General features: G+C 59.1%; 16 protein-coding genes and 1 tRNA gene. 10 read left to right on the top strand and 7 right to left on the bottom strand.

Annotated features, from left to right (window positions below):
• From ABHR75_RS07285 to ABHR75_RS07265, 5 genes are all read left to right on the top strand, one after another.
• Window positions 1-507 (top strand): uracil-DNA glycosylase (locus tag ABHR75_RS07285; protein ID WP_346963982.1); only part of this gene is annotated, 507 nt, incomplete at its 5' end.
• A 12-nt stretch (window positions 508-519) separates the two neighbouring features.
• On the top strand, window positions 520-1,026 hold the full coding sequence (gene tsaE, locus ABHR75_RS07280) for a tRNA (adenosine(37)-N6)-threonylcarbamoyltransferase complex ATPase subunit type 1 TsaE (RefSeq protein ID WP_117735673.1): 507 nt from the start codon (window positions 520-522) through the stop codon (window positions 1,024-1,026).
• A complete protein-coding gene (gene tsaD, locus ABHR75_RS07275) occupies window positions 1,013-3,397 on the top strand; it encodes a tRNA (adenosine(37)-N6)-threonylcarbamoyltransferase complex transferase subunit TsaD (protein ID WP_346963981.1) in 2,385 nt (794 codons plus the stop codon). The genes tsaE and tsaD overlap by 14 nt, the downstream gene beginning before the upstream one ends.
• A 791-nt stretch (window positions 3,398-4,188) precedes the next feature.
• Window positions 4,189-6,078 (top strand): carbon starvation CstA family protein, encoded by a 1,890-nt coding sequence (locus ABHR75_RS07270; protein ID WP_138113459.1) that lies wholly within the window; start codon window positions 4,189-4,191, stop codon window positions 6,076-6,078.
• 184 nt (window positions 6,079-6,262) lie between these two features.
• Window positions 6,263-8,443: a hypothetical protein gene (locus tag ABHR75_RS07265; protein WP_138113457.1), complete on the top strand. Its 2,181-nt coding sequence runs from the start codon at window positions 6,263-6,265 to the stop codon at window positions 8,441-8,443.
• 400 nt (window positions 8,444-8,843) lie between these two features.
• On the opposite strand, the gene ABHR75_RS07260 is transcribed toward ABHR75_RS07265, so the two are convergent.
• From ABHR75_RS07260 to ABHR75_RS07245, 4 genes are all read right to left on the bottom strand, one after another.
• A tRNA-Gln gene (locus tag ABHR75_RS07260) sits at window positions 8,844-8,915 on the bottom strand.
• A 38-nt stretch (window positions 8,916-8,953) separates the two neighbouring features.
• Entirely contained in the window at window positions 8,954-9,859 is a 906-nt protein-coding gene (locus ABHR75_RS07255; RefSeq protein WP_346963980.1) for a peptidoglycan-binding domain-containing protein, read from the bottom strand.
• A 138-nt stretch (window positions 9,860-9,997) separates the two neighbouring features.
• On the bottom strand, window positions 9,998-11,011 hold the full coding sequence (locus tag ABHR75_RS07250) for a polyprenyl synthetase family protein (protein ID WP_138113455.1): 1,014 nt from the start codon (window positions 11,009-11,011) through the stop codon (window positions 9,998-10,000).
• Between the two features lie 125 nt (window positions 11,012-11,136).
• Complete coding sequence (locus ABHR75_RS07245) at window positions 11,137-13,518, bottom strand: PTS transporter subunit EIIC (RefSeq protein WP_346963983.1); 2,382 nt, start codon at window positions 13,516-13,518, stop codon at window positions 11,137-11,139.
• A 299-nt stretch (window positions 13,519-13,817) separates the two neighbouring features.
• Between ABHR75_RS07245 and ABHR75_RS07240 the strand changes: the two genes are divergently transcribed.
• From ABHR75_RS07240 to ABHR75_RS07220, 5 genes are all read left to right on the top strand, one after another.
• Window positions 13,818-14,537, top strand: coding sequence for a GntR family transcriptional regulator (locus tag ABHR75_RS07240; protein WP_343007570.1), 720 nt, complete (start codon window positions 13,818-13,820; stop codon window positions 14,535-14,537).
• A gap of 306 nt (window positions 14,538-14,843) precedes the next feature.
• Window positions 14,844-16,160: an ABC transporter substrate-binding protein gene (locus ABHR75_RS07235; protein ID WP_346963979.1), complete on the top strand. Its 1,317-nt coding sequence runs from the start codon at window positions 14,844-14,846 to the stop codon at window positions 16,158-16,160.
• 89 nt (window positions 16,161-16,249) lie between these two features.
• Complete coding sequence (locus ABHR75_RS07230; RefSeq protein ID WP_006235864.1) at window positions 16,250-17,104, top strand: carbohydrate ABC transporter permease; 855 nt, start codon at window positions 16,250-16,252, stop codon at window positions 17,102-17,104.
• Window positions 17,104-17,943: a carbohydrate ABC transporter permease gene (locus ABHR75_RS07225; RefSeq protein ID WP_138341395.1), complete on the top strand. Its 840-nt coding sequence runs from the start codon at window positions 17,104-17,106 to the stop codon at window positions 17,941-17,943. The genes ABHR75_RS07230 and ABHR75_RS07225 overlap by 1 nt, the downstream gene beginning before the upstream one ends.
• Before the next feature lie 67 nt (window positions 17,944-18,010).
• Window positions 18,011-19,210 carry an ABC transporter ATP-binding protein gene (locus ABHR75_RS07220; protein ID WP_346963978.1) on the top strand — a complete coding sequence of 400 codons (1,200 nt, stop codon included), beginning with the start codon at window positions 18,011-18,013 and terminating at the stop codon, window positions 19,208-19,210.
• A 533-nt stretch (window positions 19,211-19,743) separates the two neighbouring features.
• Here the strand turns inward: ABHR75_RS07220 and ABHR75_RS07215 are convergent.
• The 3 genes from ABHR75_RS07215 to galE all read right to left on the bottom strand — a co-directional run bounded on the left by ABHR75_RS07215 (window position 19,744) and on the right by galE (window position 24,928).
• On the bottom strand, window positions 19,744-22,011 hold the full coding sequence (locus ABHR75_RS07215; RefSeq protein ID WP_346963977.1) for a glycogen/starch/alpha-glucan phosphorylase: 2,268 nt from the start codon (window positions 22,009-22,011) through the stop codon (window positions 19,744-19,746).
• 129 nt (window positions 22,012-22,140) lie between these two features.
• The gene (gene malQ / locus ABHR75_RS07210) at window positions 22,141-23,658 is read right to left on the bottom strand and encodes a 4-alpha-glucanotransferase (protein WP_346963976.1); all 1,518 of its coding nucleotides are present in this window, start codon (window positions 23,656-23,658) and stop codon (window positions 22,141-22,143) included.
• A 208-nt stretch (window positions 23,659-23,866) separates the two neighbouring features.
• Window positions 23,867-24,928, bottom strand: a complete 1,062-nt coding sequence (gene galE, locus ABHR75_RS07205) for a UDP-glucose 4-epimerase GalE (protein WP_006235870.1) — start codon at window positions 24,926-24,928, stop codon at window positions 23,867-23,869.
• Window positions 24,929-25,044: the final 116 nt, after the last annotated feature.

Raw genomic sequence — 25,044 nt, 5'->3', positions numbered from 1 at the left:
CACAATATCGTGTTTGGCGTGGGAAACCCCCGCGCTCGTGTGATGTTTATTGGCGAGGCGCCGGGCCGCAATGAGGATTTGCAGGGCGAGCCCTTTGTGGGGGCGGCAGGCGAGGACCTCAACGGCATTTTGTCGCTGGCGGGGCTCAAACGCGAAGACGTCTACATTGCCAACGTGCTTAAGTGCCGCCCGCCGGGAAACCGCAATCCACGTTCCGAGGAAGTGCTGGCTTGCTCGCCGTTTTTGCGTGAGCAGATTCGAAGCATCTGGCCCGATATTATCGTGACGCTCGGCAACCCCGCGACGCACTTTGTGCTTAAGACCGAGATTGGCATTACTAAGCTGCGCGGCAGGTTCCACCAGATGGGGCATTTTGTAGTAATGCCCACGTTCCATCCGGCAGCAGCGCTACGCAATCCGGCGTGGCAGGAACTGCTGGAGGAAGACTTTAAGATGCTGGGCGACTATCTGGAGCGACATCCCGCACCAGAGGACGCCTCGGAATAATAAGGAGCATATATGTCCCTGGAGCGCCTGGGGGTAGGTACTTACAAAACGACTTGCGCTGCCGATACGGAGTACTTTGGCGAGCTAATTGCACCGTGCCTTGAGGACGGCGATGTGCTCATCCTGACCGGTGGCCTGGGGGTGGGCAAAACTCACTTTACCAAGGGCGTCTCGCGCGGGCTGGGCGATGAGCATATGGTTACGAGCCCTACGTTTGCGCTCATGGCCGTTCACGATCAAGGCCGTATTCCGCTGTTTCACTTTGATCTATACCGTCTGGAGCATGCCTACGAGCTCGAGGATACGGGCATTTTCGATGTGCTGGGCTATGAGGGTGCTTGCCTGCTGGAATGGGGCGAACAATTCCAAGACGAGCTGACGGATGAGTATCTTTCGGTGACGCTCAAGCGTGATGAGGGCGACAGTGATGTGCGAACGATAACGCTCGAGGCGCACGGTGACCGCGCAATGGAGCTTTCCCATTTGATTGATAAGGCTGTACAAGATGAGCTTGCATAACGACAACGCGCTGGTGGTGGCGCTCGATACCTCGACCGACATGCTTGCCTGCGCGGCAAGCTGGATTGATGGGCAGACGGGCGAGACGAAGCTCGTGAGTGGCGACCACATGTGTCGCCGTCACGCCAACGTTGAGCTCGTGAATACCGTTGATGGCGTGCTGGCTCAAGCCGGTCTGGATCGCAGCGATGTTGGTTACTACGTGGTCGGCCGCGGCCCGGGGTCGTTTACGGGTGTGCGCATCGGCATCTCCACTGCCAAGGGCCTCGCGCGCGGTGCCAATGTTCCACTGCTGGGCGTGTCGACGCTCGACGCTTGCGCTTGGACGGCGTGGAAGGCTGGCGTGCGCGGCAAGCTTGGTATCTTGGCCGATGCCATGCGCGGTGAGGTATATCCGGCACTATATATGCTGGGCGATGAGGGTCCCGAGCGTCAATTTGAGCGCGAACACGTGGTCAAGGCCGCCGTGGCGCTCGATGAGTGGCGCCGAGCAGCGGACTGGGACCAGGTTCAGCTGACCGGTGACGGTCTCGTGCGCTATGGCAAGCTGCTGGGTGAGGACGAGACCGCCCGCTGCGTGGAGCGCGACCTGTGGTGGCCTTCGGGCGAGGGCTTGCTGCTCGCGCACGCTGCGGGTGACGGCGATCCGGCTCGCGTCCTGCCGATTTACACGCGCCTTTCGGATGCCGAGGAAAACGAGCGCAAGCGTCTTGGTCTTGCCGAGAGTGCGCAGAGCGAAATTACGGGCGTTGCCGATGAGCTCGCCGGTCGTCATCTGCAGTTCCGTCCCATGGGCGCGGCGGATGCCGAGGGCGCGAGCGCGCTAGAGGCTGCCTGCTTTGAAGGTGCCGGACACGAGGCGTGGACGCCGGGCATGTTCCTGTCCGAACTGGGCGAGGACGTCGCTGCGCCGCGCAGTTGGTGGGTGGCACACGACGACGGCAAGCTGCTGGGCCTTGCCGGCGGTATGGTCGTGGACGGTGATGTGCAGATTCTGGATGTCGCCGTCGACTCGGCACATCGCCGTGAGGGCATTGCCCGCAAGCTGCTGTCGCATGTGAGCTATGATGCCCAGATGCTCGGCTGCACCACGGCTTCGCTCGAGGTCGAGGACGGCAACGAGGGCGCGATTGCGCTCTATGCCGCTCTGGGCTTTACCGAGGTGGGTCGTCGTCGTGGCTACTACGGTGTCGGCAAAGACGCCATCGTCATGACGGCCCCACTTCCCCTCGTACTTCCGGTCGATAACGCCTCGCCCGAGCCGACGGCAGCCGAGCAACACGTATGGCCGCTGCCTGCGCCTGGGCGCTCCGAGGGGGAGCGCGCCGAAATTGAGCGCCGCCGCCTGGTGCTCGCTATCGAGAGTTCCTGCGACGAGACGGCCGTGGCGATTATCGATGCGGATGGCAATATGCTGGCCAACCAGGTGTCGACACAGATTGATTTTCATGCCCGCTTTGGCGGCGTGGTGCCCGAGATCGCCTCGCGCAAACACGTTGAGGTGATTGTGAGTGTCGTGGATGCGGCGCTCGAGGATGCCGCAGCATCGCTTGGTCTTGAGGGTGGAGCCATTGCTCCCAGCGAGCTTGCCGCCGTGGGCGTGACACAGGGTCCGGGCCTGGTGGGCGCCCTCGTGGTGGGCGTTGCCTTTGCCAAAGGCTTTGCCTACGCTGCCGGTAAGCCGCTCGTATGCGTCAACCATCTGGAGGGGCATCTGTTTGCCAACCTGTTGGCGCAACCCGACCTCAAACCGCCGTTTATCTTCACGCTTGTCTCGGGTGGGCACACCATGCTCGTGCACGTGAAGGCGTGGGGCGACTACGAGGTGCTCGGTGAGACGCTCGACGACGCTGTGGGCGAGGCCTTCGACAAGGTAGCCAAGGCGTTGGGTCTGGGCTATCCCGGTGGCCCCATCATTTCCAAGCTGGCCGAGACGGGCAACCCCAAGGCGATCGATTTCCCCCGTGCGCTTAACAGCAGGGGAGACTATCGCTTCTCGCTTTCGGGCCTTAAAACCGCTGTGACGCTCTACATTGAACAGGAGACCAAGGCCGGGCGCACGATTCACCTGCCCGATCTGGCAGCTTCGTTTGAGGCAGCTGTCTTTGACGTGCAGTACAAGAAGGCCAAAAACGCACTGCACGCTACCGGATGCAAGGAATACTGCATCGGTGGCGGCGTCTCGGCCAACCCGCATCTGCGCGAGATGATGATCAAGAAGCTTGGGCGTCAGGGGATTCGCGTAACGGTGCCGCCCTTGTCTGCCTGTACCGATAACGCAGCCATGATCGCGGAGGTCGCTCGCCGTAAATTCGACCGAGGCGAAATCTCGCCGTTCGATGTTGACGCCGATCCGAACATGACGCTGTAGCTGGTACGGCGCGGTCCCCGGACGGAGGGGCCGGATATAAGGTTTCCTGCTCTACAGTCCTGCGCAAGACGAAGGCCACATTAAGTGGCCTTCTTTGCGTGCGGAACTCGCGATAAACCTTATATCCGGCCCCTCCGTCCGGGGACCTTTCTGTATCGATATAGCTTCTGAGCTGGTTTGGCGTCGACAACGTCCAGCAAGGTTAACAAGCCAGCGTCGAATTTCCAGCGTTCTTTAGCTGAAAGAAAAAGTTGGTGTGCGGAGCTTTGCTCCGCATTTGGGATGGGAGCCCCTCGGGAGCGGGCGGGCGTATACAAGGTTTATCGCGAGTTCCGCACGAGCCGGAGAGCACTTAATGTGCTCTCCGTGCGAGCAGGACTGTAGAGCAGGAAACCTTGTATACGCCCGCCCGCTCCCGAGGGACATCTCTCATGCAAAAACTGTCGCTGGGTAAAGTCCGAGGTCAGTGGCGTTTTATACCGAGAAATCCAAAAAAGTTGAAAATTCATTACAAATTTGCGTTGACTTTAGGTAACTAAAGTTTCATACTCCTTTTCAACCATTGGGGGATGTGAACACGCACGGATCGTTCGCATCATGATTGAAGAGGATTTCTTAGACATGTTCACGCATCAGCTAAACATTATCAGCGTAGTAATTATCTGATGCGGGTTAGCACATACAGCTAGCCCGTACGATAACGGGCGGCTGATGAAGATGAGGGCCGTCGAGCGCAACCGACGGCCCTCATTTTTTATGTCTAGGAAGTTCTTTTTAGAGGAGGAAATGTAATGAACGGAGTTTTGCTCATGGTTGTGGCCGCGGCGGTGCTCGCCTGCGGCTATCTGGGCTACGGCCGCTGGCTGGCCAACAAGTGGGGCGTTGACAAAGAGGCCCTCACGCCGGCCAAGCGCATGAAGGACGGCAACAGCTTCTCGCCCGTCTCCGCCTTCACTGCGTTTTCGCACCAGTTCAGCTCGATCTGCGGTGCTGGCCCTGTCACGGGTACGATCGTCGCCATGGCCTTTGGCTGGCTGCCCGTCGTGCTCTGGGTCCTCGTCGGCGGCATCTTCTTTGGCGCCGTCCACGACTTTGGTGCCCTGTACGCTTCGATGAAGAACAACGGCAAGTCACTCGCTCAGCTCATCGAGAAGTATATCGGCAAGACCGGCCGTCGCCTGTTCCTGCTGTTCTGCTGGCTGTTCTGCATCATCGTCATCGCCGCCTTTACCGACATGGTCTGCAAGACGTTCATGTTCACCCCGGCCGTTGACGCTTCTGGTGCTGCTACCGGTGCCATCGACTTCACCAAGTCCTATGCCGCCGGCTGCGCTGGTACCATCTCCATCCTGTTCACCTTCGTCGCTATCGCCTTTGGTTGGGCCCAGAAGAAGTTCAACCTCACCGGCGCTGCCGAGTTCGTCACCGGCGTGGTCCTCATGGTTCTCATGTTCGCCGTCGGAATGCAGTTCCCGGTCTACCTGGATAAGTTCCAGTGGTTCGCCGTCGTCATGGTCTACCTGGTCTTCGCTGGCGCTATGCCCATCCAGATGCTCAAGACCCCGCGTGACTACCTCACTTCCATCATGATGATCGTCATGATCGTCTGCGCTGTCCTCGGCATCGTCGTCCTGGGCGTCAACGGTCAGGCCACTATCACCGCTCCGGTCTTCACCGGCTTCTCCACTGCCTCCGGCATGATGTTCCCGGTCCTGTTCGTCTCCGTCGCTTGCGGTGCTCTCTCCGGTTTCCACAGCCTCGTTTCTTCCGGCACCTCTTCCAAGCAGGTCGAGAAGGAGCAGGACGCCGTCAAGGTCGGTTACGGCGCAATGATCGTCGAGTCCTTCGTCGGCATCCTTGCCATCATCGTTGCCGGCATCATGTTCTCCGATATGAACACCGCCGGTACCGGCGCCCTCAACGCCGGTGTCGCTTCCACCCCGTTCCAGATCTTCGCCGCTGGCATCTCCCGCGGTATGCAGGCCTTCGGTGTTGACGGCACGCTCGCTACCGTCTTCATGACCATGAATGTTTCCGCTCTGGCCCTGACCTCGCTCGACGCCGTCGCCCGCATCGCCCGCACCTCGTTCTCCGAGTTCTTTGCCCAGACCAACGACGCCCTGGCCATCGAGTCCAAGGCCGGCTACATGAAGGTCCTCGGCAACCCCTGGTTCGCCACGGTCGTCACCCTGCTTCCCGGTCTCGCCCTCGCTTTTGGTGGCTATGCCAACATCTGGCCGCTCTTTGGTGCTTCCAACCAGCTGCTCGGCGGCATGACCATGATCACCCTCGCCGTGTTCTGCAAGTGCACCGGCCGCAAGGGTTGGATGCTCTACGTGCCCGTCGTCTTCCTGCTCTGCTGCACCTTCACCTCGCTGGTCCAGAGCGCCATGGGCTGCATGACCGCCGTCCAGGCCTACGGTTTCTTCGGTACCATCCCGGCTACCGCCACCACGGCCGCCGTCTCCGTCGCCGCCACCAAGGGCCTGCAGCTCGTCTTTGCCGTCCTGCTGATGGTCCTGGGCCTCATCGTCGCCGTCAACTGCCTCAAGGAGTTCTTCGGCAAGGAGGCTGGCTCCATGCCTGATGAGGAGCCCGAGTGGTCCGATATGGGCAAGGCCGAGTACGGTCGCGCCGCTGCCGCCGAGGCTCCTGCCGACGCCGAGGCCGTCAAGGCCTAGTCGGTCGGACGGGTTGAATCTCTCATCCATATGACTCGGAAAGACCGGGTCCGCAACGACGCGGACTCGGTCTTTTTTTCATGCGAAAGCGGGTGACGCTCGAGTGTTCTCGCAGATGTTTTGCGTGGATAAGGGCGTGCGTTGTACCATATAGACGTATATGTGTACATATGAAAGGGGCCCCGTGGCCAAGACGGTATATTCCGATAATCAAAACAATGTCGATGCTTTGGCTGAGCGCCTGAGCAGCCAGACGTCGCTTTCTGCCGAGCGCGCCAAGCTGGTTGCCTACGACCTGCTCTGCCGCAAGGCGCTCAAGATTAAGTCGAGTGCGCTGGCGCAGATTTTCCGCTCCGTCGATAAGGAGTGCGACACCAAGGCGATGCGCGATGAGCTTATCGCGGCAAAGATCGTGACCAAGATCGAGGGTAGCGGCATTAACGGGCGCCCGGCGTTCTATACCATCAATGCCGAGATCCGCGATGCCCAAGAGCAGCCTGCCGAGTCCGTCGAGGGTTTTGTCGTCGAGGATTCCGCTGACGTGCCTGCTGTGGAAGAAGCTGCTCCGCGTGAGCATGTCGATACCGATGAGTTGCTCGATGAGAACGTCGTGCGTGCCTTTACGGCCAAGGCAGGACGCGGCGGTTTTGGCGGGGGTGGCAAGCGCGATGCGCAGCGCCGCGCCCAGCAGGAGCGCTTCCGTCGCGCCGTTGCTCAAAAGGGTGAGACGGATGCTGAGGCCGTCGAGGAAAAGCCCGTCGGGATGCAGGAGCCGACTCTCGCTCAAGAGCATGCTGAGATCCAGGAGCCCAAGCGTCGCCGCGGTGCCCACTTTAAGGCCGAGCAGCGAGGTGCCGCATGCGAGGTCCAGGATTCCGTCGAGGCTGCTGACGCGTCCGATGAACCGGCCAAGAAGGCTCCGGGTTCATGCCGTCCCGGACGTGGTTTTGAGGGGCGCGCGTATCCCGTAAGGCGTCAGGAGAAGAGCGAACCGGCTTCGACCACTCAGGGCGAGAAGGACGAGAAGGCCGTTGAGCCGGTGGCTCGCGAGCAAAAGCCTGTTGAGCCGCAGCTTGAGGTTGATGCCGAGGCCAAGGGCCAGCAGCCTACTGATGAGCAGACGGAGCAGGGCGCGTCGAGCAAGCCTCGCCGCCGTCGCCATCGTGGGGGCCGCAGTTCCCATGCCGAGACTGCAACCGAGAAGACCACGCCGCAGAACGAGGATGCGAAGGCCGAGGTTTCTTCGGGGCAGCCTAAGCGCCAGTCAGCGAAGGAGAGCAAGTCCGATCGTCCGCAGAAGCAGGCGTCTATGCCGAAGCGCGAGCGCAATCCCCAAGGCGATTCTAAGCGCAAGTCTCAGAAGAAGCCGGAGTCTGCCGCAGTAGATACTGCTGCCCAGCAGCCCGAGTCGGCCGCCCACGGCGAGGTCTCGGCGCTTGCCCTTGCCCGCGTTTTAGGCAGGCAGCTGTTCAAGGTTGTCCCCACGCCTATGGCGCTCTCCAAGATCAAGGAGCAGCAGACACAGATCGTAAAGGTCGAGGGCAAGGACGGCAAAAAGGCTCCGCAGCGCACTCAGCACAACGAGATGTCCAACCGCAAGATTGCCGAGGAAATCGCAATCATCCAGGCTTGGATCGAGCAGAACCGAGGTGCCGATACGCCGGTTGCCTCGCGCCGTCAGCGTGCCTACCAGATCTTTAACGACGAGAAGGCTTTTGACGGCAAGCACGGTGAGCGCCTGATCAGGCGTATGACCGAAAAGGGCATCAGCATGCAGGCGATCAAGGTCGCCCCCAATCGCCCCGTGCATTTTACGGGCTTCTTTACGCTGGGCGCCGACAAGCCGTTCATTATGGTCGAGAACCTGGACACCTACGACGAGATCGTCAAGCTGCTGCGTGGCCGCAAGCACGCCAAGCTCTTTGGCATCAAGGTGGGCGGCGTGATTTTTGGCGGCGGATGCAAGGCGAGCGTCTCGCATGCCTTGGACGATTATCTGGCCGAGATTGGCTATCGCTTTAACTACGTCTACTACGTAGGCGATATCGATCGCGAGGGCGCGCGCATTGTCGAGCAGACTCGCAATGCCAATGTGGTTGAGATTCGCCTGCATGCCGGCATGTACCGCGCCATGCTCGCCGAGCATAAGCGTCGCGTGAAGGCCGGCGGCGAGTGCGAGCCCGCGGCTGCCAACCAGGGCGTGCCGCAGAACCTGGCGGCGACGATCAAGGATCTGCCCATGGTTACGCGCGTGCAGTTCCGCAACGTGCTGCGCGAGGGCGGGCGCATTCCGCAGGAGATTCTGATGACCGCCGACTATCGGGATGGCGACTCGGGAAGCTTCGACCGCATGCTGAACAATTAGGGACGCGTGGCCCCGGCGGGCCGGGCATTAAGTTTGCTGCTCTACAGTCCTGCACAAGACGAAGGCCACATTAAGTGGCCTTCTTTGTGTGCGGAACTCGCGACAAACTTAATGCCCGGCCCGCCGGGGCCACGCGCCATTTTGTAGATGACGGCTCGCTTTTCGGAACTGGGCTGATAATTCTAGATGTAAGGCGCTCTCGGCTGATATGGGACGGAGGGATTCCGCGTCCGCTTGGTCGGCGGCCGCGCCCCGCTGCGTCGCTTCGCTCCTTGCGTGCTGCGCTGGAAAACGCTTCGCGTTTCCTCAGCTCCGCACTCTTGCGGGTTCGAATTCCTCCGCTTGCCCACAAGAAAGCGCTCCAGGTTCATAAGGGCCTGGAGCGCTGTGTTCTTAAGGGCTGGGACGGAGGGATTCGAACCCCCAACAGCCGGCACCAAAAACCGGAGTTCTACCGTTGAACTACGTCCCAATGTGCGGTGTTGCCCAAAAGCAACTCGTTTAGTTTACCTAATCTGCGAGGGCATCGCAAACACCATCGAGCAGGCGTACGGCGAGTGTCTGCGCGTCGCTGGCCGTGAAAGTGCCGTTGTAGCGCGTCATGCCCGTGAGCTCAATGCGAATGCGAGCTGGCTTCTGCTGCGCGGCGACATTGGCGGTGCGGATGCGCTGGGCCAGGTTGTGGCACTCGGCGAGGGCGATCGTGGCGCGCGGCGCTGCATCTGCGGGCAGCTCATCGCTTGCGATCTCGAGCACCAGGTCAACGTCGGTTGGGACCTCGGAGTCGCAGAGCATCATGCCGCTGTTGTCGGTCGTTGCCGTGGCGATATTCCACATGCGCGACGCAACGCTGCGTGCGATGGGGTCCTCGCCGATAACGGCAATCTGGAAGCGCTCGAGCACGTTGGCGGCGCGAGCAAAACCGATACGGGACTCGGCTTCGGTGACCGAGGGCTTGCTCTCCCACACATGGTGCAGGCGGTTGATGTAGGCGTAGGTGTCCTGGAAGGCCATGCCGTCGGCAAACAGGCCGACATTTTCCTGGAACTGCTGCAGGGCGGCCTCGGTATGCGGACCAAAGTAGCCGTCGTCTTCGCCACAGGCAAAGCCCAAAACGTTGAGAACGCGCTGCAGGGCCTGCACATCGGCGCCATGGAAATTGGGCATGCGCAGATAGAGAGTGCGGTCGCCCAGCTTATACGAAGCGTCTACAAGGGCGCTCCAGCAGGGGATATCGACGGCATGACCGGCAGCAAGGCCGCTGTCGAGCCTGAAGGTGCTGACGGCCTGCTCAGTGGTGGCTCCAAAGTACTTGTCGGTGACTTCGGCGGCATCAATCGTGTAGCCGAGCTGCAGGAGACGAGACTGCACGTCCTCGACGGCTGCTCCTTGCATGCCCGTTGTAATAGGTTCCATGAACGAACCCCTTTCGGCGTACCATTCGTACTATTTGAGCGTCTGTCGGATAGACAACGCAAAGGGATGCATAAACATGCACTCAACAGTGTAGCAAGTTGTGCCTAAATACGCTGCTGACAGGTTTTATAACCCCCGTTAGTTAAGACGCTCCACAAAGAAATCTGCCATGGAGAGGAACAGCTCGCGTGCGTGCGGATCAAGCTCAACGTTCTCGATGGCCGCTTTGGCCTTAGCGGTCAGGTCGAGCGCGTAAGTGTGGGCGTAATCGATGGAGTCGGTCTCCTGGAAGATCTCCACGGCGCGTGCGAGCTGCGCGGGATCATCGGTGCCCGAGGAAAGAATCGCCTCGACCTCGTCGTGGTGGCGCTCATCAGAGAGGGCGTGTACGGCGACAAGCGTGCGCTTGCCCTCGGTGATGTCGGTGCGGAAGTCCTTGTTGGCGGCTTCCTTAGTGCCGACAAGGTTGAGCAGGTCGTCCTGAATCTGAAAGGCAAGGCCTGTGTGCAGGCCAAAGGCGCGCAGCGCTTCGATTTGCTCATCGCTGCCGCCGCCGATAATGGCTCCGGCGGCAAGCGGCGTGGCTCCGCTGTAAAACGCGGTCTTGTGCGTCGCCATGTCCAGGTAGTCATCAACCGAGATATCAAAGCGCCCGTCACGGACCCAACCCAGGTCGAGCGCTTGACCCTCGATGGTGCGGACGATCATCTCGGTAAGCTCGTGGAGCACGCGCAGCTTCACGTCGGACTCCAGCGTGGGGTCGTCGAGAACCGTCTTGGTGACCATAGTGAGCGCCAGGTCGCCGCAATTGATGGCAAGGCCCGTGCCCTCGGTAAGGTGCATGCAGGGCTTGCCTCGACGAAGCTGTCCGTTGTCGGCGATGTCGTCGTGGATCAGCGCGCCCGACTGGAAATGCTCGATGGCTGCCGCGGCGCTGCGGGCGCTCTCAAAGCTACCGCCCACTGCGGTTGCGGCGAGCATACAGATAAGCGGGCGGTGGCGCTTGCCGGCGTTGGCCGTAAAAGCCGAGAGCGGCGCATACAGGTAGCGCTCGATATCGGCAGAGGTCGCCTGTCCGTCAAAGAACGTGGCCAGATAGTCGTTAATCTGGTCAAAGTGCTGGGCTAAAAAGCTGGTAAACGGACTGGACACGGGTTCTCGCATTCTTTCTGAGGTTGCGTTGATGCAATATGCAGACAACATATTGCCACATTAGGGCGTTTGGCGCGGCAGTTTTGGCGATTTGGGACAACGGGCGTGCGTTTGATGGAGCGCGCCTAAATCAGCCCAAAATGCTCGAGCGCCGCAACGACACCGTCGTGATCGACGGTGTCGGTCACGTAATCGGCCTTATCCTTGAGATAGTCCGGCGCATTGCCCATGGCGATACCGACATCGACGGCGTTCATCAGCGAGACGTCATTGCTGGCGTCGCCAATGCCGTATACGGTTCCGTGGTGGGGATCGAGGGCGTCGAGTACAGACTGGATGCCCCCGCGCTTCGTGCATTCGCGGGGCGAGATTTCGGTTACCTCGAGTTCGAGCTCGTTAAAGCACAGTAGCGGCTCAAGTGCCTTATCTTGAGCGATGTGGTTGGCGAGTGATGTAGACATCAAGATCTTGTAGACACTGTAATGTTGCAGCTGCGTGACTGCGTCGCCCAGGGTGCGCGCGTATCCGGGAGCATCGGGCGCATCGGCACTCATGCGCACGACGCCGTTGAGGCCCTCAAAGCGGATGACCTCGCCCGATTGCTCAAGATAGGGGGCAAGATGCTGCAGCATGCTGGGTGTCATCGACAGATCGCGAATTGCGTGTCCGTTGATCTCGGCGTAACCGCCCGCAAGACAGACGATGCCGGTCCAGGGCAGCTCAAGAAGTTTGGGGTGGATGCAGCTCAGGGTACGTCCCGTGCAGATAAAGGCCATGTTGCCGTTGGCGACAAACTCGCGGATTGCCTGCGAAACCGCCTCGTTGGGATAGGGGGAGAGGTCCCGCTCGTCTTCGGGAAGGTCTTGGGCGAGCCTGGGGTCTTGCCAGGCGAGCGTTCCGTCGATATCGAAGAAGCAAATATCGCCGCGCTTATGGGCTGCGCTGGCGGCAGGGGAGGCCGAGGTGGTGGGCACAAATTCCGGCTCGAGGCCCATGATCTGGTCAAAATGCTCTTTAACGCGGGGAACGGAGATGCCGATGATCACCTGGGCGGTCTTGCCCGTAATGATGAGGCCTTTGGCACCCGCTGCGACAAAGGTCGCATTGTCCGCGACGATGGAGGGGTCCACGACTTCGACGCGCAGCCGCGTGGCGCAGTTGGTTGCGCCCACAATGTTGGAGACGCCGCCCAGAAGCGTCACAACCTGCTCGGCGAGCAGATGATCTTGTGAGGCCTGGTCGTCGGAAGCGCCGGTTTTGGATGTGCGCTTTTCGTCAACGTCGTCTCCCGTCAAGCGCGAGAGCGCCGCGTTGCTGGCGATATGGTCCTCGCGTCCCGGGGTTTTAAGGTCAAAGGTCAGGATAAGACCTCGAAAGCTCAGAAAGAAGATGACGCTAAAGATGAGTCCGATTCCGAGTGCCAAAAGGTAGGAGCCGGCATGCGTCCGCATGAGCGGGATAAAGTTGAAGGCAGCCATTTCCATAAAACCGCCCGAGAAGATGCCGACGACGCCAAAGAAGTTCATAGCCATGGCGAGGCAGGAAGATAGGACGGCATAGAGCAAAAAGAGTCCGGGATAGGTGAACATAAAGAGAAACTCGAGCGGTTCGGTGACGCCGCAGACCACTGAGGCAACAATGGCGGGAACCAGGATGACCTTGAGGGCAGCGCGGCGCTCGGGCTTTGCGGTGGAGTAGAACGCAGCCGCGATGGCAGGAAGGCCAAAGAGCTTGACCCAGCCGGTGGCGGTAAAACCGGCCCACGGCGCAAGCTCATTGAGGGGGCGCGTGCTGTGCGAGAGGATGGGAAGCAAGTTGGTCCACGTGGCGTAGATGCCGTCGTTAATAACTAAATTGTCGTAGTAGATAGGCATGTAGAGCAGGTGGTGCAGCCCCATGGGCTCGAGTGCTCGCTCCAAAAACGCAAAGATACCCACGCCGAGGGGGCCGACGCCCACAAGTGCGTGGCGCAGCGTTTCGGTCGCTGCGTATACGAAGGGCACGATGGCGGCCGAGATGGCGGCAAGGGCGAACACGGCAAAAAAGCTGATGAGGTAGACCAGCGAGGAACCCGAGAAGGTGCCGAGCCAATCGGGGACCTTGGCATCGTAGAAGCGGTCATGGATGGCGACGACGGTTGCCGATACCGCTAGCGGGCCGATAATGCCGGTGTCGAGCGTCTTGATGCCGTCGATGATGGTAATGCCGCTAGCGGGGGTCAAAGACGACGGGTACTTAAGTCCAAGGTTGTCTCCGCTTAGCTTGATGATCTCGCTCAAAAAGAAGCAATAGGCAAAATAAGCCACGAGCGCCTCGAGGCAACAACGTGCCGGTTGCTTTTGGGCAAGGCCGATGGGAAGCGCTACGGCAAAAAGGAGCGGAAGTCGTTTAAAGACCGTCCACGAGCCGCGCTGAATGATAGTCCAAAAAACGTACCAAGGGGTTCCGTATACGGCGAGGTCGCCGACGATATCCGCAGACGTTGCGAGGGCGGAGACGCCGACCATAAGGCCCGATATGGAAAACAGCATGGCGGGCGCGAACATTGCCCCGCCAAAGCGTTGGATTTTTTGCAGCATGTTCTGCCTCCCGAATATCGAGGCGCGTTGCGCGTGGTGAAACGTTTAAACAATGGATTCATTGTAGAGGACCAGACGATTGTCGTACCGGCAGTTTTGATCGAAACCGGTTTGGGCGGGACAGAAACCGTCAACGGTTAAATCCTGTCGCTTTGCCGATAATCGGTTTAAACAACTTTAAGAAATGCTATGCTGCCTAGCCATACATATTCATTAGAGGTGAAGTCATGCCAAAAGCGATATACGAAGGAATCTACCGAGAAATACGCTCGCGCATCATTAACGGGACCTATGCGTTTCAGGAGATGCTGCCAACCGAAGCCGAGCTGACCGCGGAATTTGGCTGCACGCGCAATACCGTCCGCCGCGCTTTGAGCATGCTGGCCGACGGGATGTTTGTGCAGCCCATACACGGCAAGGGCGTGCGCGTTATTTGGCTTAAGGGCGAAACCGACATGTTGGGCGCACTCGAAGAGGTTGAGTCGTTTGGCGAGTTCGCAAAACGCAACAATGCCGTTGCTTCGACCGAGGTCAAGTCTTTTGAACATCTGGTGTGCACCGAGCAACTTTCTCGACGCTTGGGATTTAAGACAGGTGAGCAGTTGATTCGCGTGGTGCGCGTCCGAAGCCTTAACGGCAATGCGCGCCAAGTAGACCATGGCTACTTTTTGGAGTCGATCGCCAAGGGCCTGACCCCCGAGATCGCGGCAGATTCTATTTACGGCTATCTGGAGCACAAGCGCGGTGTCAAAGTGATGGCGAGCCGTCGTACGGTGAGTGTCGAGCTCGCCAACGATGAGGACTGCAGCTATCTTGACCTCGGCAAATACAACTGCGTTGCCGTCATGGAGAGCCAGTCGTACACCTCGGATGGCATCTTGTTTGAGGTGACGCACACTCGCACACACCCCGAGATCTTCCACTACCGCGTCAACTCCAAGCGATAGCCGGCCAGCTCGCAGCCTGACGAGACTCATGCCCTCAAAGCGAAAGCGCCCGGTCAAACCGACGATGCATCGGCTTGACCGGGCGTTTTCTCTGCATTTGGTAACAATTAATTGTTTATACAAAACTTGTCAAGTATCAAGTTGAAATTACCGTTCACCGAAGTTTTTCTACCGCTCTAGTAATACTTGTTCAAACAAGTAGCCAAATAGCGTATCGTACAAATCAGCAAAAGGGGCAAAGTCCCCGAGCCAATCTCCGAAGGCGGCGGCAAAGGGTGCCGCCACGGTGTGAAAGGGTGGATTGTAATGAAGAACGAAATGAGCAGAAGGCAGTTCCTGGGCTTTGCTGGTTCCGCGGCTGCGGTTCTTGGTCTGGGTCTCGTGGGCTGCGGTGGCTCCGCCGGCTCCGGCTCCTCTGCTTCTGGTGAAGCTGCCGAGGTCTACTTCCTCCAATTCAAGCCCGAGGTCGACAAGGAGTGGAAGGAGATCGCCAAGGCCTATAAGAAGGAGAAGGGCGTCGAGGTCAAGATCGTGACCGCCGCCTCCAACACCTACGAGGAGAAGCTCAAGTCCGAGATGTCCAAGAGCTCCGCTCCGACCCTGTTCCAGGTCAACGGCCCCACCGGTCTTAAGAACTGGAAGGATTACTGCGCCGACCTGTCCGATACCAAGCTCCGCGGTGAGCTCATTGACGACTCCCTGGCTCTGCAGTCCGACGGCAAGGATGTGTGCATCGACTGGGTTCAGGAGAGCTTCGGCATTATTTACAACAAGCAGCTGCTCGAGAAGGCTGGCTACAAGGCCGAGGACATCAACTCCTTCGACAAGCTGAAGGCTTGTGCCGACGACATCCAGGCCCGCAAGGACGAGCTTGGTGTTGAGGGTGCCTTCACTTCCGCCGGCATGGACGACTCCTCCAGCTGGCGCTACACCACCCACCTTGCCAACATGCCGCTCTACTACGAGTTTGAGAAGGAGCACAACCAGGAGGACGACGAGATCAAGGGTGAGTTCCTCGACAACTACAAGCAGATCTTCGACCTGTACATCACCGACTCCACCTGCGATCCTTCGCAGCTTGCTTCCAAGACCGGCGACGACGCCACCAACGAGTTCGCAACCGGCAAGGCCGTCTTCTACCAGAACGGCTCTTGGGCCTACTCTGACCTCGTCAAGGCCGGCATGACCGACGATCAGATTGGCATGATGCCCATCTACATCGGTGTTGACGGCGAGGAGAACCAGGGCCTGTGCTCCGGCGGCGAGAACTACTGGTGCGTCAGTTCCCAGGCTTCCGAGGATGCCCAGAAGGCCACCGAGGACTTCATGTATTGGTGCGTCACCGCTGACACCCCGACCAGCATCATCGCCGACAAGATGGGTCTGACCGCTCCGTTCAAGAGCGCCAAGGAGACCACCAACGTCTTCTCGCAGCAGGCCGTTGCCATGGCCAAGGACGGCAAGAAGACCGTCGCTTGGGACTTCGTCTACATTCCCTCCGAGGAGTGGAAGAAGAACCTCAAGCAGGCTCTGATTGCCTACGCTGCCGATAACAGCAAGTGGGACGGCGTCAAGAACGCCTTCGTCGATGGCTGGAAGACCGAGAAGGCTGCTTCCGAGTAAGCAGTTGCTGCCCGAGCTATCTGATTAGCGACAGGGGGGCGGGCAGACGTAGGTTTGCCCGCCCCCCTACATATTGAAAGGACCCTTTTATGGGCAAAGCACTCAAGCGCTGGTGGCCGCTCTTTATGTTGCCCACGTGCCTGGCGTTTATGATCGGGTTCGTGATTCCCTTTATTCAGGGCTTCTATCTCTCGTTCTGCCAGTTTATTATCATTAGTAACGCGCACTTTGTCGGTATCGAGAACTACGTGCGCGCGCTGTCCGATCCGCAGTTCTCCACGTCGTTCTTCTTTACCGTGGCGTTTGCCTTCCTGTCGACGGTGCTCATCAACGTGATCGCCCTGGCCATTGCGCAGGCGCTCACCCGCAAGGCGCTCAAAGGCACCAACATCTTCCGTACGATCTTCTTTATGCCTAACCTGATCGGCGGCATCGTGCTGGGCTACATTTGGCAGATTCTGATCAACTGCCTGCTCTCCAACGTGGGCGCCCAGCTCATCGCCCTTAACTCTGCTGCTGGCTTCTGGGGCCTTATCATCCTGACCCTGTGGCAGCAGGTCGGCTACATGATGATCATCTACATCGCTGGTCTGCAGTCCATTCCGTCCGACTACATCGAGGCCGCCAAGGTCGACGGCGCTACGGCATGGCAGACGTTTTGGAAGGTTAAGATCCCTAACCTGATGCCGACCATCACCATCTGCCTGTTCCTGTCCATCACCAACGGCTTTAAGCTGTTCGACCAGAACCTCGCCCTTACCGGCGGCGCCCCCGCGCACTCCACCGAGATGCTCGCCCTGAACATCTACAACACGTTCTATTCGCGTGCCGGTATCGCATGGCAGGGCATTGGTCAGGCCAAGGCGGTTATCTTCTGCATCCTGGTCGTGGCCATCTCCATGATTCAGCTTAAAGCCACGAGGTCCAAGGAGGTGCAGCAGTAATGAAACGCGATAAGGTTATCAACCGCGCGCTCTCGATTTTCTTTACGATCCTGTCGCTCGCGTGGATCTACCCCGTGTTCATGATCGCGCTCAATTCCTTTAAAAAGGCAACTGCAATCAGCACCACCACGGCATTCGATCTGCTCACGCCCGAGACGTTCAACGGCCTCGCAAACTACATGCATGCCCTTAACGAGCAGGGCTTTGCCTCGGCATTTATGTACTCGCTCATCATCACGGTCACGTCGGTCGTGCTGATTCTGGTGTGCTGCTCCATGTGTGCTTGGTACGTAGTGCGCGTCAACAGCAAGATCTCGAACTTCTTCTATTACCTGTTCGTCTTCTCGATGGTCGTGCCCTTCCAGATGCTCATGTTCACGCTGTCCAATTTGGCGGACCGCATCGGCTTCAACACGCCGTTCAACATCTGCTTTATCTACCTCGGCTTTGGCGCGGGCCTGGCGGTCTTTATGTTCGCCGGCTTTGTAAAGAACATCCCACTCGAGATCGAGGAGGCGGCCATGATCGACGGCTGCAACCCGGTCCAGGTGTTCTTTAAGATCGTCCTTCCCATCATGAAGCCCACCTATCTTTCGGTCGGCATTCTCGAGACCATGTGGGTCTGGAACGACTACCTGCTGCCCTACCTTACGCTCGACTCCACCAAGTACAAGACCATTCCTATCTTGATCCAGTACTTCCGCGGCGGCTACGGCCACGTCGAGCTCGGCCCCATGATGGCTTGCATCATGATGGTCGTTGTCCCCATCGTCGTCATGTACATCCTCTGCCAGAAGTACATCATCGACGGCGTGGTGGCAGGTGCCGTCAAGGGCTGATGCCGTAACTGTTTTGCAAGTTTCTGCGGCGCCCTCAACATGGTGCCGCATATCGAAAGGTAAAGACATGGCCGAGATCGTTCTCAAACATGTTCAGAAGGTGTATCCCAACACCGAGTCCAAAAAGAAGGGCTTCTTTGGCAAAAAGAAGAAGACCGAGGAGAAGAAGCACAACCTCAAGGTTACCGAGGATGGCGTGCTCGCTGTTGAGGACTTTAACCTCACCGTTCACGACCAGGAGTTCGTCGTCCTCGTTGGCCCGTCTGGCTGCGGTAAGTCCACGACGATGCGCATGGTTGCTGGCCTGGAGGACATCACCTCGGGTGACGTGTTCATCGACGGCAAGCGCGTCAACGACGTCGCTCCCAAGGACCGCGACATCGCCATGGTGTTCCAGAGCTACGCTCTGTACCCCAACATGACGGTGTACGAGAACATGGCGTTTACGCTTGAGCTCAAGAAGGTCCCCAAGGACGAGATCGACCGTAAGGTTCGCTCCGCTGCCGAGATCTTGGGTATCACCGAGTACCTCGACCGTAAGCCTAAGGCGCTTTCGGGCGGCCAGCGTCAGCGCGTCGCCATCGGCCGCGCCATCGTGCGTGACCCCAAGGTCTTCCTGATGGACGAGCCGCTGTCCAACCTGGACGCCAAGCTGCGTAACCAGATGCGTGCCGAGCTCATCAAGCTGCGTCACGAGATCAAGGGCACCTTCATCTACGTTACCCACGACCAGACCGAGGCCATGACCCTCGGCGACCGTATCGTGGTCATGAAGGACGGCGTTGTCCAGCAGATCGCCACGCCGCAGGAGGTCTTCAACCACCCCGCGAACATCTTCGTCGCCGGCTTTATCGGCGTGCCGCAGATGAACTTCTTCGATGCCCAGCTGGTGCGCTCGGGCGACGGCTTTACCGTCAAGACCGATGACATGAATGTCGCGCTGGCCCCCGAGACCTGCGCTCAACTCGCTCTTAACTGGGACGGCGGCGATGTGAAAGAGATCACGGCCGGCGTGCGCCCCGAGCAGATTCTGCTTTCCGACAAGGAAGAGGAGGGTGCGCTCCAGGGTACCGTCGAGGTGACCGAGCTCATGGGTTCGACCGAGCACGTCCACGTGACCGCTCCCGATGGCCAGTTTGTCCTGATCATCCCTGTCGTCGATCTTGAGGCCAAGGGTGCGCTCAAGGCGGGCGACCCCATCTGGTTCAAGTTCGAGAAGAACGCGACCCATCTCTTCGATAAGGTGTCTGGCAAGAACCTTATCTAGGCCCGATCCAATCAGGCCCTCCTTTTGGGCGACTGCGGCTTTGCCATCCTTTTGCCGTGGTCACATATAAGGCTCCCCTCCCGTCCACTGGGCGAGAGGGGAGCCTTTCTTTATGACGGGGTTGTCTGGTCGGTCGTTTGTCTTGATCTGTAACAGGTAGAGGTTCGAATTGGGTTTAGATGTTACAGAACGAGATTGAGTTGAGCTGCCTGTCCTTCCGTCTCGATCTGTAACACGAGAGGCTGATTTCGGCAGCTACCTGTTACAGAACGAGATTGTTTTAGCCGGCTTATCCATTTGTCTCGATTTGTAACAGTAAGGGCGGATTTCGGACGTTAGATGTTACAGATTGAGATAAACCCTAGGGAAAGGATCGGTTTGTCTTGATCTGTAACAGGTAGGACTGTTTTGGCCGAGTAGGTGTTACAGATTGAGACGATTTGGTCGAGGCGGGCCACGGGCAACACGCGGGCAAAAAACGGAGCCGTGTTGCCACGACTCCGTTCCTCAAGAGGATGGGTAAGGGGAATGGGTTAGTCCAGGTGCCAAATCTCGTCGTTGTACTGGGAGATCGTGCGGTCGGACGAGAAGGTGCCGGCGTTGGCGATGTTGATCAGCGCCTTGCGCATCCAGGCGTCCTGGTCCTCGTAGTCTGCCAGCACGCGCTCCTTGGTCTGGATGTACTCCTCAATGTCGAGCAGGGCCATAAACCAGTCCTTGCCCTTGATGTCGTCGTGCAGGCGCTGCAGGCGCTCGGCGTTGCCGGTCGCCATAAAGGCCGGGTTGGTGATGAAGTCCACCAGCAGTTTAATGCCGGGCTTGTGGTAGAGCGCGCCGGCGTTATAGCTGCCGTCGGCGTAGAGTTGCTCGACCTGCTTGGATGAGGCACCAAAGGTATAGATGTTCTCGTCGCCCACGAGCTCGGCAATCTCCACGTTGGCACCGTCAAGCGTGCACAGGGTCAAAGCACCGTTGAGCATGAACTTCATGTTGGAGGTGCCGCTCGCCTCCTTGGAGGCCAAGCTGATCTGCTCGGAGATATCGGCGGCGGGGATCACGCGCTCGGCGGCGGTGACGTTGTAGTTCTCGATCATGACAACCTGCAGGTAGGGAGCCACGTCGGGGTCGTTGGCAATCCACTGCGACAGCGTCAGGATCAGATGGATAATGTCTTGGGCGATGGTGTAGGCAGGTGCTGCCTTGCCGCCAAAGATGATGGTGACGGGGTGCTTAGGCCTGTTGCCGTTCTTGATGTCGAGATACTTCCAGATGATGTAGAGCGCGAGCATCTGCTGGCGCTTGTACTCGTGGATACGCTTGACCTGAACATCGATGATGGCGTTGGAGGGAATGGTCACACCCTGCTCGAGCGCCATGAACTGGCGCATGATGGTCTTGGCCTCGGCCTTGGTGGCGGCCAGGCGCTCAAGAACGTCCTTGTCGTTAGCGAATTCGGCGAGCTTGCTCAGGTCGCCGGTGCTGCGCCAATCGGTGCCGATCACATCATCGAGTAGGCTGGCAAGCGCGGGGTTGGCTCCCTGGATCCAGCGGCGGAAGGTGATGCCGTTGGTCTTGTTGGAGAACTTCTCGGGGTAGATTTCGTAGAACGGATGAAGCTCGGTGTCCTCCAGAATCTTGGTGTGAAGCGCGGCGACGCCGTTGATGGAGAAGCCAAAGTGAATGTCCATGTGGGCCATGTGGACGGTGTCGTGCTCGTCGATGATGGCGACGCGCGGGTCGTCGTGCTCGGCCTTGGCAACCTCGTCGAGCTTGACGATGATATCGGCGATGGCGGGCGAGACCTTCTGCAGGCTGGCGAGCGGCCACTTCTCGAGCGCCTCGGCAAGGATCGTGTGGTTGGTGTAGGCGACCATGGAGCGCACGATGGTAATGGCCTCGTCAAACTCGATGTCGTGCTCGGTGGTGAGCAGGCGGATGAGCTCGGGAATGACCATGGTGGGGTGCGTGTCGTTGATCTGGACCACGGCGTAGTCGGCCAGATCGTGCAGGTTGCTGCCGCGCTCGACGGCCTCGTCGATCAGAAGCTGGGCGGCGTTGCTCACCATGAAGTACTCCTGGTAGATGCGAAGCAGGCGGCCCTGCTCATCGGAATCATCCGGATAGAGGAACAAGGTGAGGTTCTTGGCGATCTTCGTCTTGTCGAAGTCGATGGAGCAGCCGGGGACCAGGCCGTCGTCGACACTTGCCAGGTCAAACAGACGCAGGCGGTTCTTGGTGGGCTGGCCGTAACCGGGCACATCGATGTTGACGAGCTTGGAGGTGACGGCAAAATCGCCAAACTCGACGGTGTAGGAGCGGTCGTCATCGATCAGGATGTCCTGCTCGCTAAGCCACTCGTCGGGGACGGCCTTTTGCTGGTTGTCGGCAAAGCGCTGACGGAACAGGCCGTAATGGTAATTGAGGCCCACACCGTCACCGGTAAGGCCCAGCGTGGCAATGGAATCCAGGAAGCACGCGGCCAGGCGACCCAGGCCGCCGTTGCCCAGCGACGGTTCGACCTCAAATTCCTCAATCTTGTTGAGGTCGTGGCCGGCGGCGGTGAGCTGGTCTTTAACCTCGGCATAGATGCCAAGGTCGATCATGTTGTTGATCAGCAGTTTGCCAATCAAAAACTCAGCAGAGATGTAATAGAGCTTTTTCTTGCCATTGTTGAGCGGGCAGGCGGCGGAGCGCTCCTGTACGAGCTTGACCAGCAGTTTGTAAATGCGGCGGTCATCGAGTTGCTCGAGCGAAGTTCCAAAGGACTGCTCGGCAAGATCCGCAAGATCGATACGGGGCATGTTTCCTCCTGTGGTGAGTTGACTACATGTCAGAAATTCAAAAGAAGCCCGCGCGAGGGGATTGGGGTGGCCTCGCGCGGGAAAAGCGGTCGCGTCCGCACGGTGGGGAGGGGTCGGGCGCGGTGGCTCCTATTGGGGAAGCTCGATTTCGGCTTCCGATGGGATGCGGAAGTAGGTCTCGGTCCAGTCGGTGAGTTTGTGCTCGAGCTCGCGGGTGATGGCGCCATCGAGCATACGCCAGGTCCAGTTTCCGCCCAGGGTAGCGGGAGTGTTGATGCGCGCCTCGTTGCCCAAGTTGAGCAGGTCCTGCATGGTGTAGATGCAGGTATCGCTCACGCTGGCGGCGATGGTGCGGTTGAGCGCGTCGGCCATGGACTCGCCTGCCTGCTGGTGGGTATACAGGGCCGCCTGCTCGCGCTGACGCGGGGTGGCCGTTCCCTCAAACCAGCCGCGTGCCGTTTCGTTGTCATGTGTTCCGACGTAGGCGACGGTGTTGGCAATGTAGTTGTGTGGCAGGTAGTACGAGTTGGTGCCCTCAAAGGCAAACTGCAGGATCTTCATGCCAGGGAAGCCCGTGGTGTCGCGCATGTCGATGACGCCGGGGGTAAGAAAGCCCAGGTCTTCGGCAATGATGGGAAGCGTGCCGAGCTTTTCCTCGAGCGCCTTGAAGAACTTGAGGCCGGGTCCCTGCGTCCATGAACCATATGACGAATCGGGAGAGGAGAACGGCACCTCCCAAAATGCCTCGAAACCGCGGAAGTGGTCCAGACGGATGATGTCGTACATGTCGAGGGCGGCTCGGATGCGGCCCTCCCACCAGGAGAAGCCATCTGCTTCCATGGCATCCCAGTCATAGATCGGGTTGCCCCAGTACTGGCCGGTGGCCGAGAACTGATCGGGCGGCGTTCCCGCGACGCTGACAGGATTGCCGGCGGCGTCGATTTTAAAGAGCTCGGGCGTGGCCCACATCTCGACGGAGTCGCGCGAGACGTAGATGGGCAGGTCGCCGATGATCAGGATGTCGCGCTCGTTGGCATAGGCCTTGAGGCGGCTCCACTGGCGATCGAAGAAATACTGCGTCATCTGGTGGTAAAGCATGCGCTCGGGATGGGCGGCGCAGATCTTGTTGGATGCCTCGCCGCGGCGGCGGAGCTCCTCGGGCCACTCCCAAAAGGCCTTGAGCCCGCACTCCTCCTTTACGGTCATAAACTCGCAGTAGGGAATGAGCCAGTCCTCGTTTGCCTGGATAAAGTCGTCGAAATCGGCCGGCTTGTCGGCGGCAAAGCGCTCAGCGGCGCGGTCGAGAATCTGACGGCGGCCGCCAAAGATAGCGCCATAGTCGACATTGCTGGGGTCGGATCCCAGATACACACCATCGATATCGCACTGCTCCAGATAGCCGGCTTCGATAAGCTCGGCAAAGTCGATAAAGTTGGGGTTGCCCGCGCGGGCCGAGAACGACTGATAGGGCGAATCGCCATAGCTGGTCGTCGTAAGGGGCAGAATCTGCCAGTAATGTTGTTTGCACGAGGCGAGAAAATCGACGAAGTCGTAGGCATTCCAGCCAAAGCCGCCGATTCCGTATGGTCCGGGCAGAGATGAGACGGGCATGAGGACGCCGCTTGCACGCTCCATGAATGCGCTCACCAACCTTCTTGTTGTGGGGTCGGCCTGCCGATAAGTGTGCAGTCCGCCTCCGATGTTCTGATTCGATATGCCTATTGTAAAACATGTTGTTTAAACATGTACAGGCAAGATAAAAAAGTTGGTCGATTTTCGGCGAATGGTTACATGCCATGAAAAAGCCCCGACCTCACAACGTGAGATCGGGGCAAGAGCGGTATGTAGGTTTTTGCTACTCGGCGTCGGCGAAGCCGTTGGGGTTGTGGCTCTGCCAGTTCCAGCTATCGCGGCACATATCCGCGATGTCGTACTGGGCCTTCCAGCCCATCATGCGCTCGGCCTTGGAGGCATCGCACCAGTTGGCAGCGATGTCGCCGGCGCGGCGCTCGCGGATCACGTAGGGCAGCTCCTTGCCACAAGCCTTGGAGAAGGCGGCGACGACCTCGAGTACCGAGGTGCCGGTGCCGGTGCCCAAGTTAAAGATCTCGACGCCGGTCTTGCCGTTCATCCAGTTGAGGGCGGCCACGTGACCAGATGCCAGATCGCACACGTGGATGTAATCGCGCACGCCGGTGCCGTCGGGGGTGGGGTAGTCGTTGCCAAAGACCTGAACGGCCTCGAGCTTGCCCACGGCGACCTGGGCGACATAAGGCACCAGGTTGTTGGGGATGCCCTTGGGGTCCTCGCCGATCAGGCCCGACGGATGAGCGCCAATGGGGTTGAAGTAACGGAGCAGCACGACGTCCCACTCGGGGTCGGCGGTGTGGACGTCCATAAGGATCTGCTCGATCATCCACTTGGTCCAACCATAGGGGTTGGTCGCGGGCTTCTTAGGATCCTCCTCGGTGACGGGCGGGTTGTCCGGGTCGCCGTAGACGGTCGAGGAGCTCGAGAAGATGATGGACTTGCAGCCATGGTTGCGCATGACGTCGATGAGCACCAGGGTGTTCTCGATGTTGTTGTGATAGTACTCGACGGGCTTGCTCACCGACTCGCCAACGGCCTTAAAGCCGGCAAAGTGGATGACGCGGTCGATCTGATGGGTATCGAAGATCTTGTTCATCGCATCGCGGTCGAGCACGTTGGCCTCGTAGAAGGTGAGGTTCTTGGCGGCCTCGTCGCCCACGATGGTCTTGACGCGGTCGACGGCGACGGCGCTGGAGTTGGAGAGATCATCGACGATGACGACCTGGTAGCCACCCTCGAGCAGCTGAACGACGGTGTGCGAGCCGATAAAGCCGGCGCCACCGGTAACGAGGACGCAGGTGTCTTTGGGGTCGAGTGCTTTGGACATGTAGTCTCCTATCGAATCAGGAACACTTCTTCAGGGGAGTATAGCGCAGGCGGGGACGCCCAAATGGTGCACTGTAGGAAAAGCAGAGGATTATGTTAACGTACTCATATAAGAGC

This window comes from Collinsella aerofaciens, assembly GCF_039752955.1.
Taxonomy (GTDB): domain Bacteria; phylum Actinomycetota; class Coriobacteriia; order Coriobacteriales; family Coriobacteriaceae; genus Collinsella; species Collinsella aerofaciens_BI.
The sequence above is the reverse complement of the archived record's forward strand: the minus strand, read 5'-3'. Positions and strand labels throughout refer to the sequence as shown.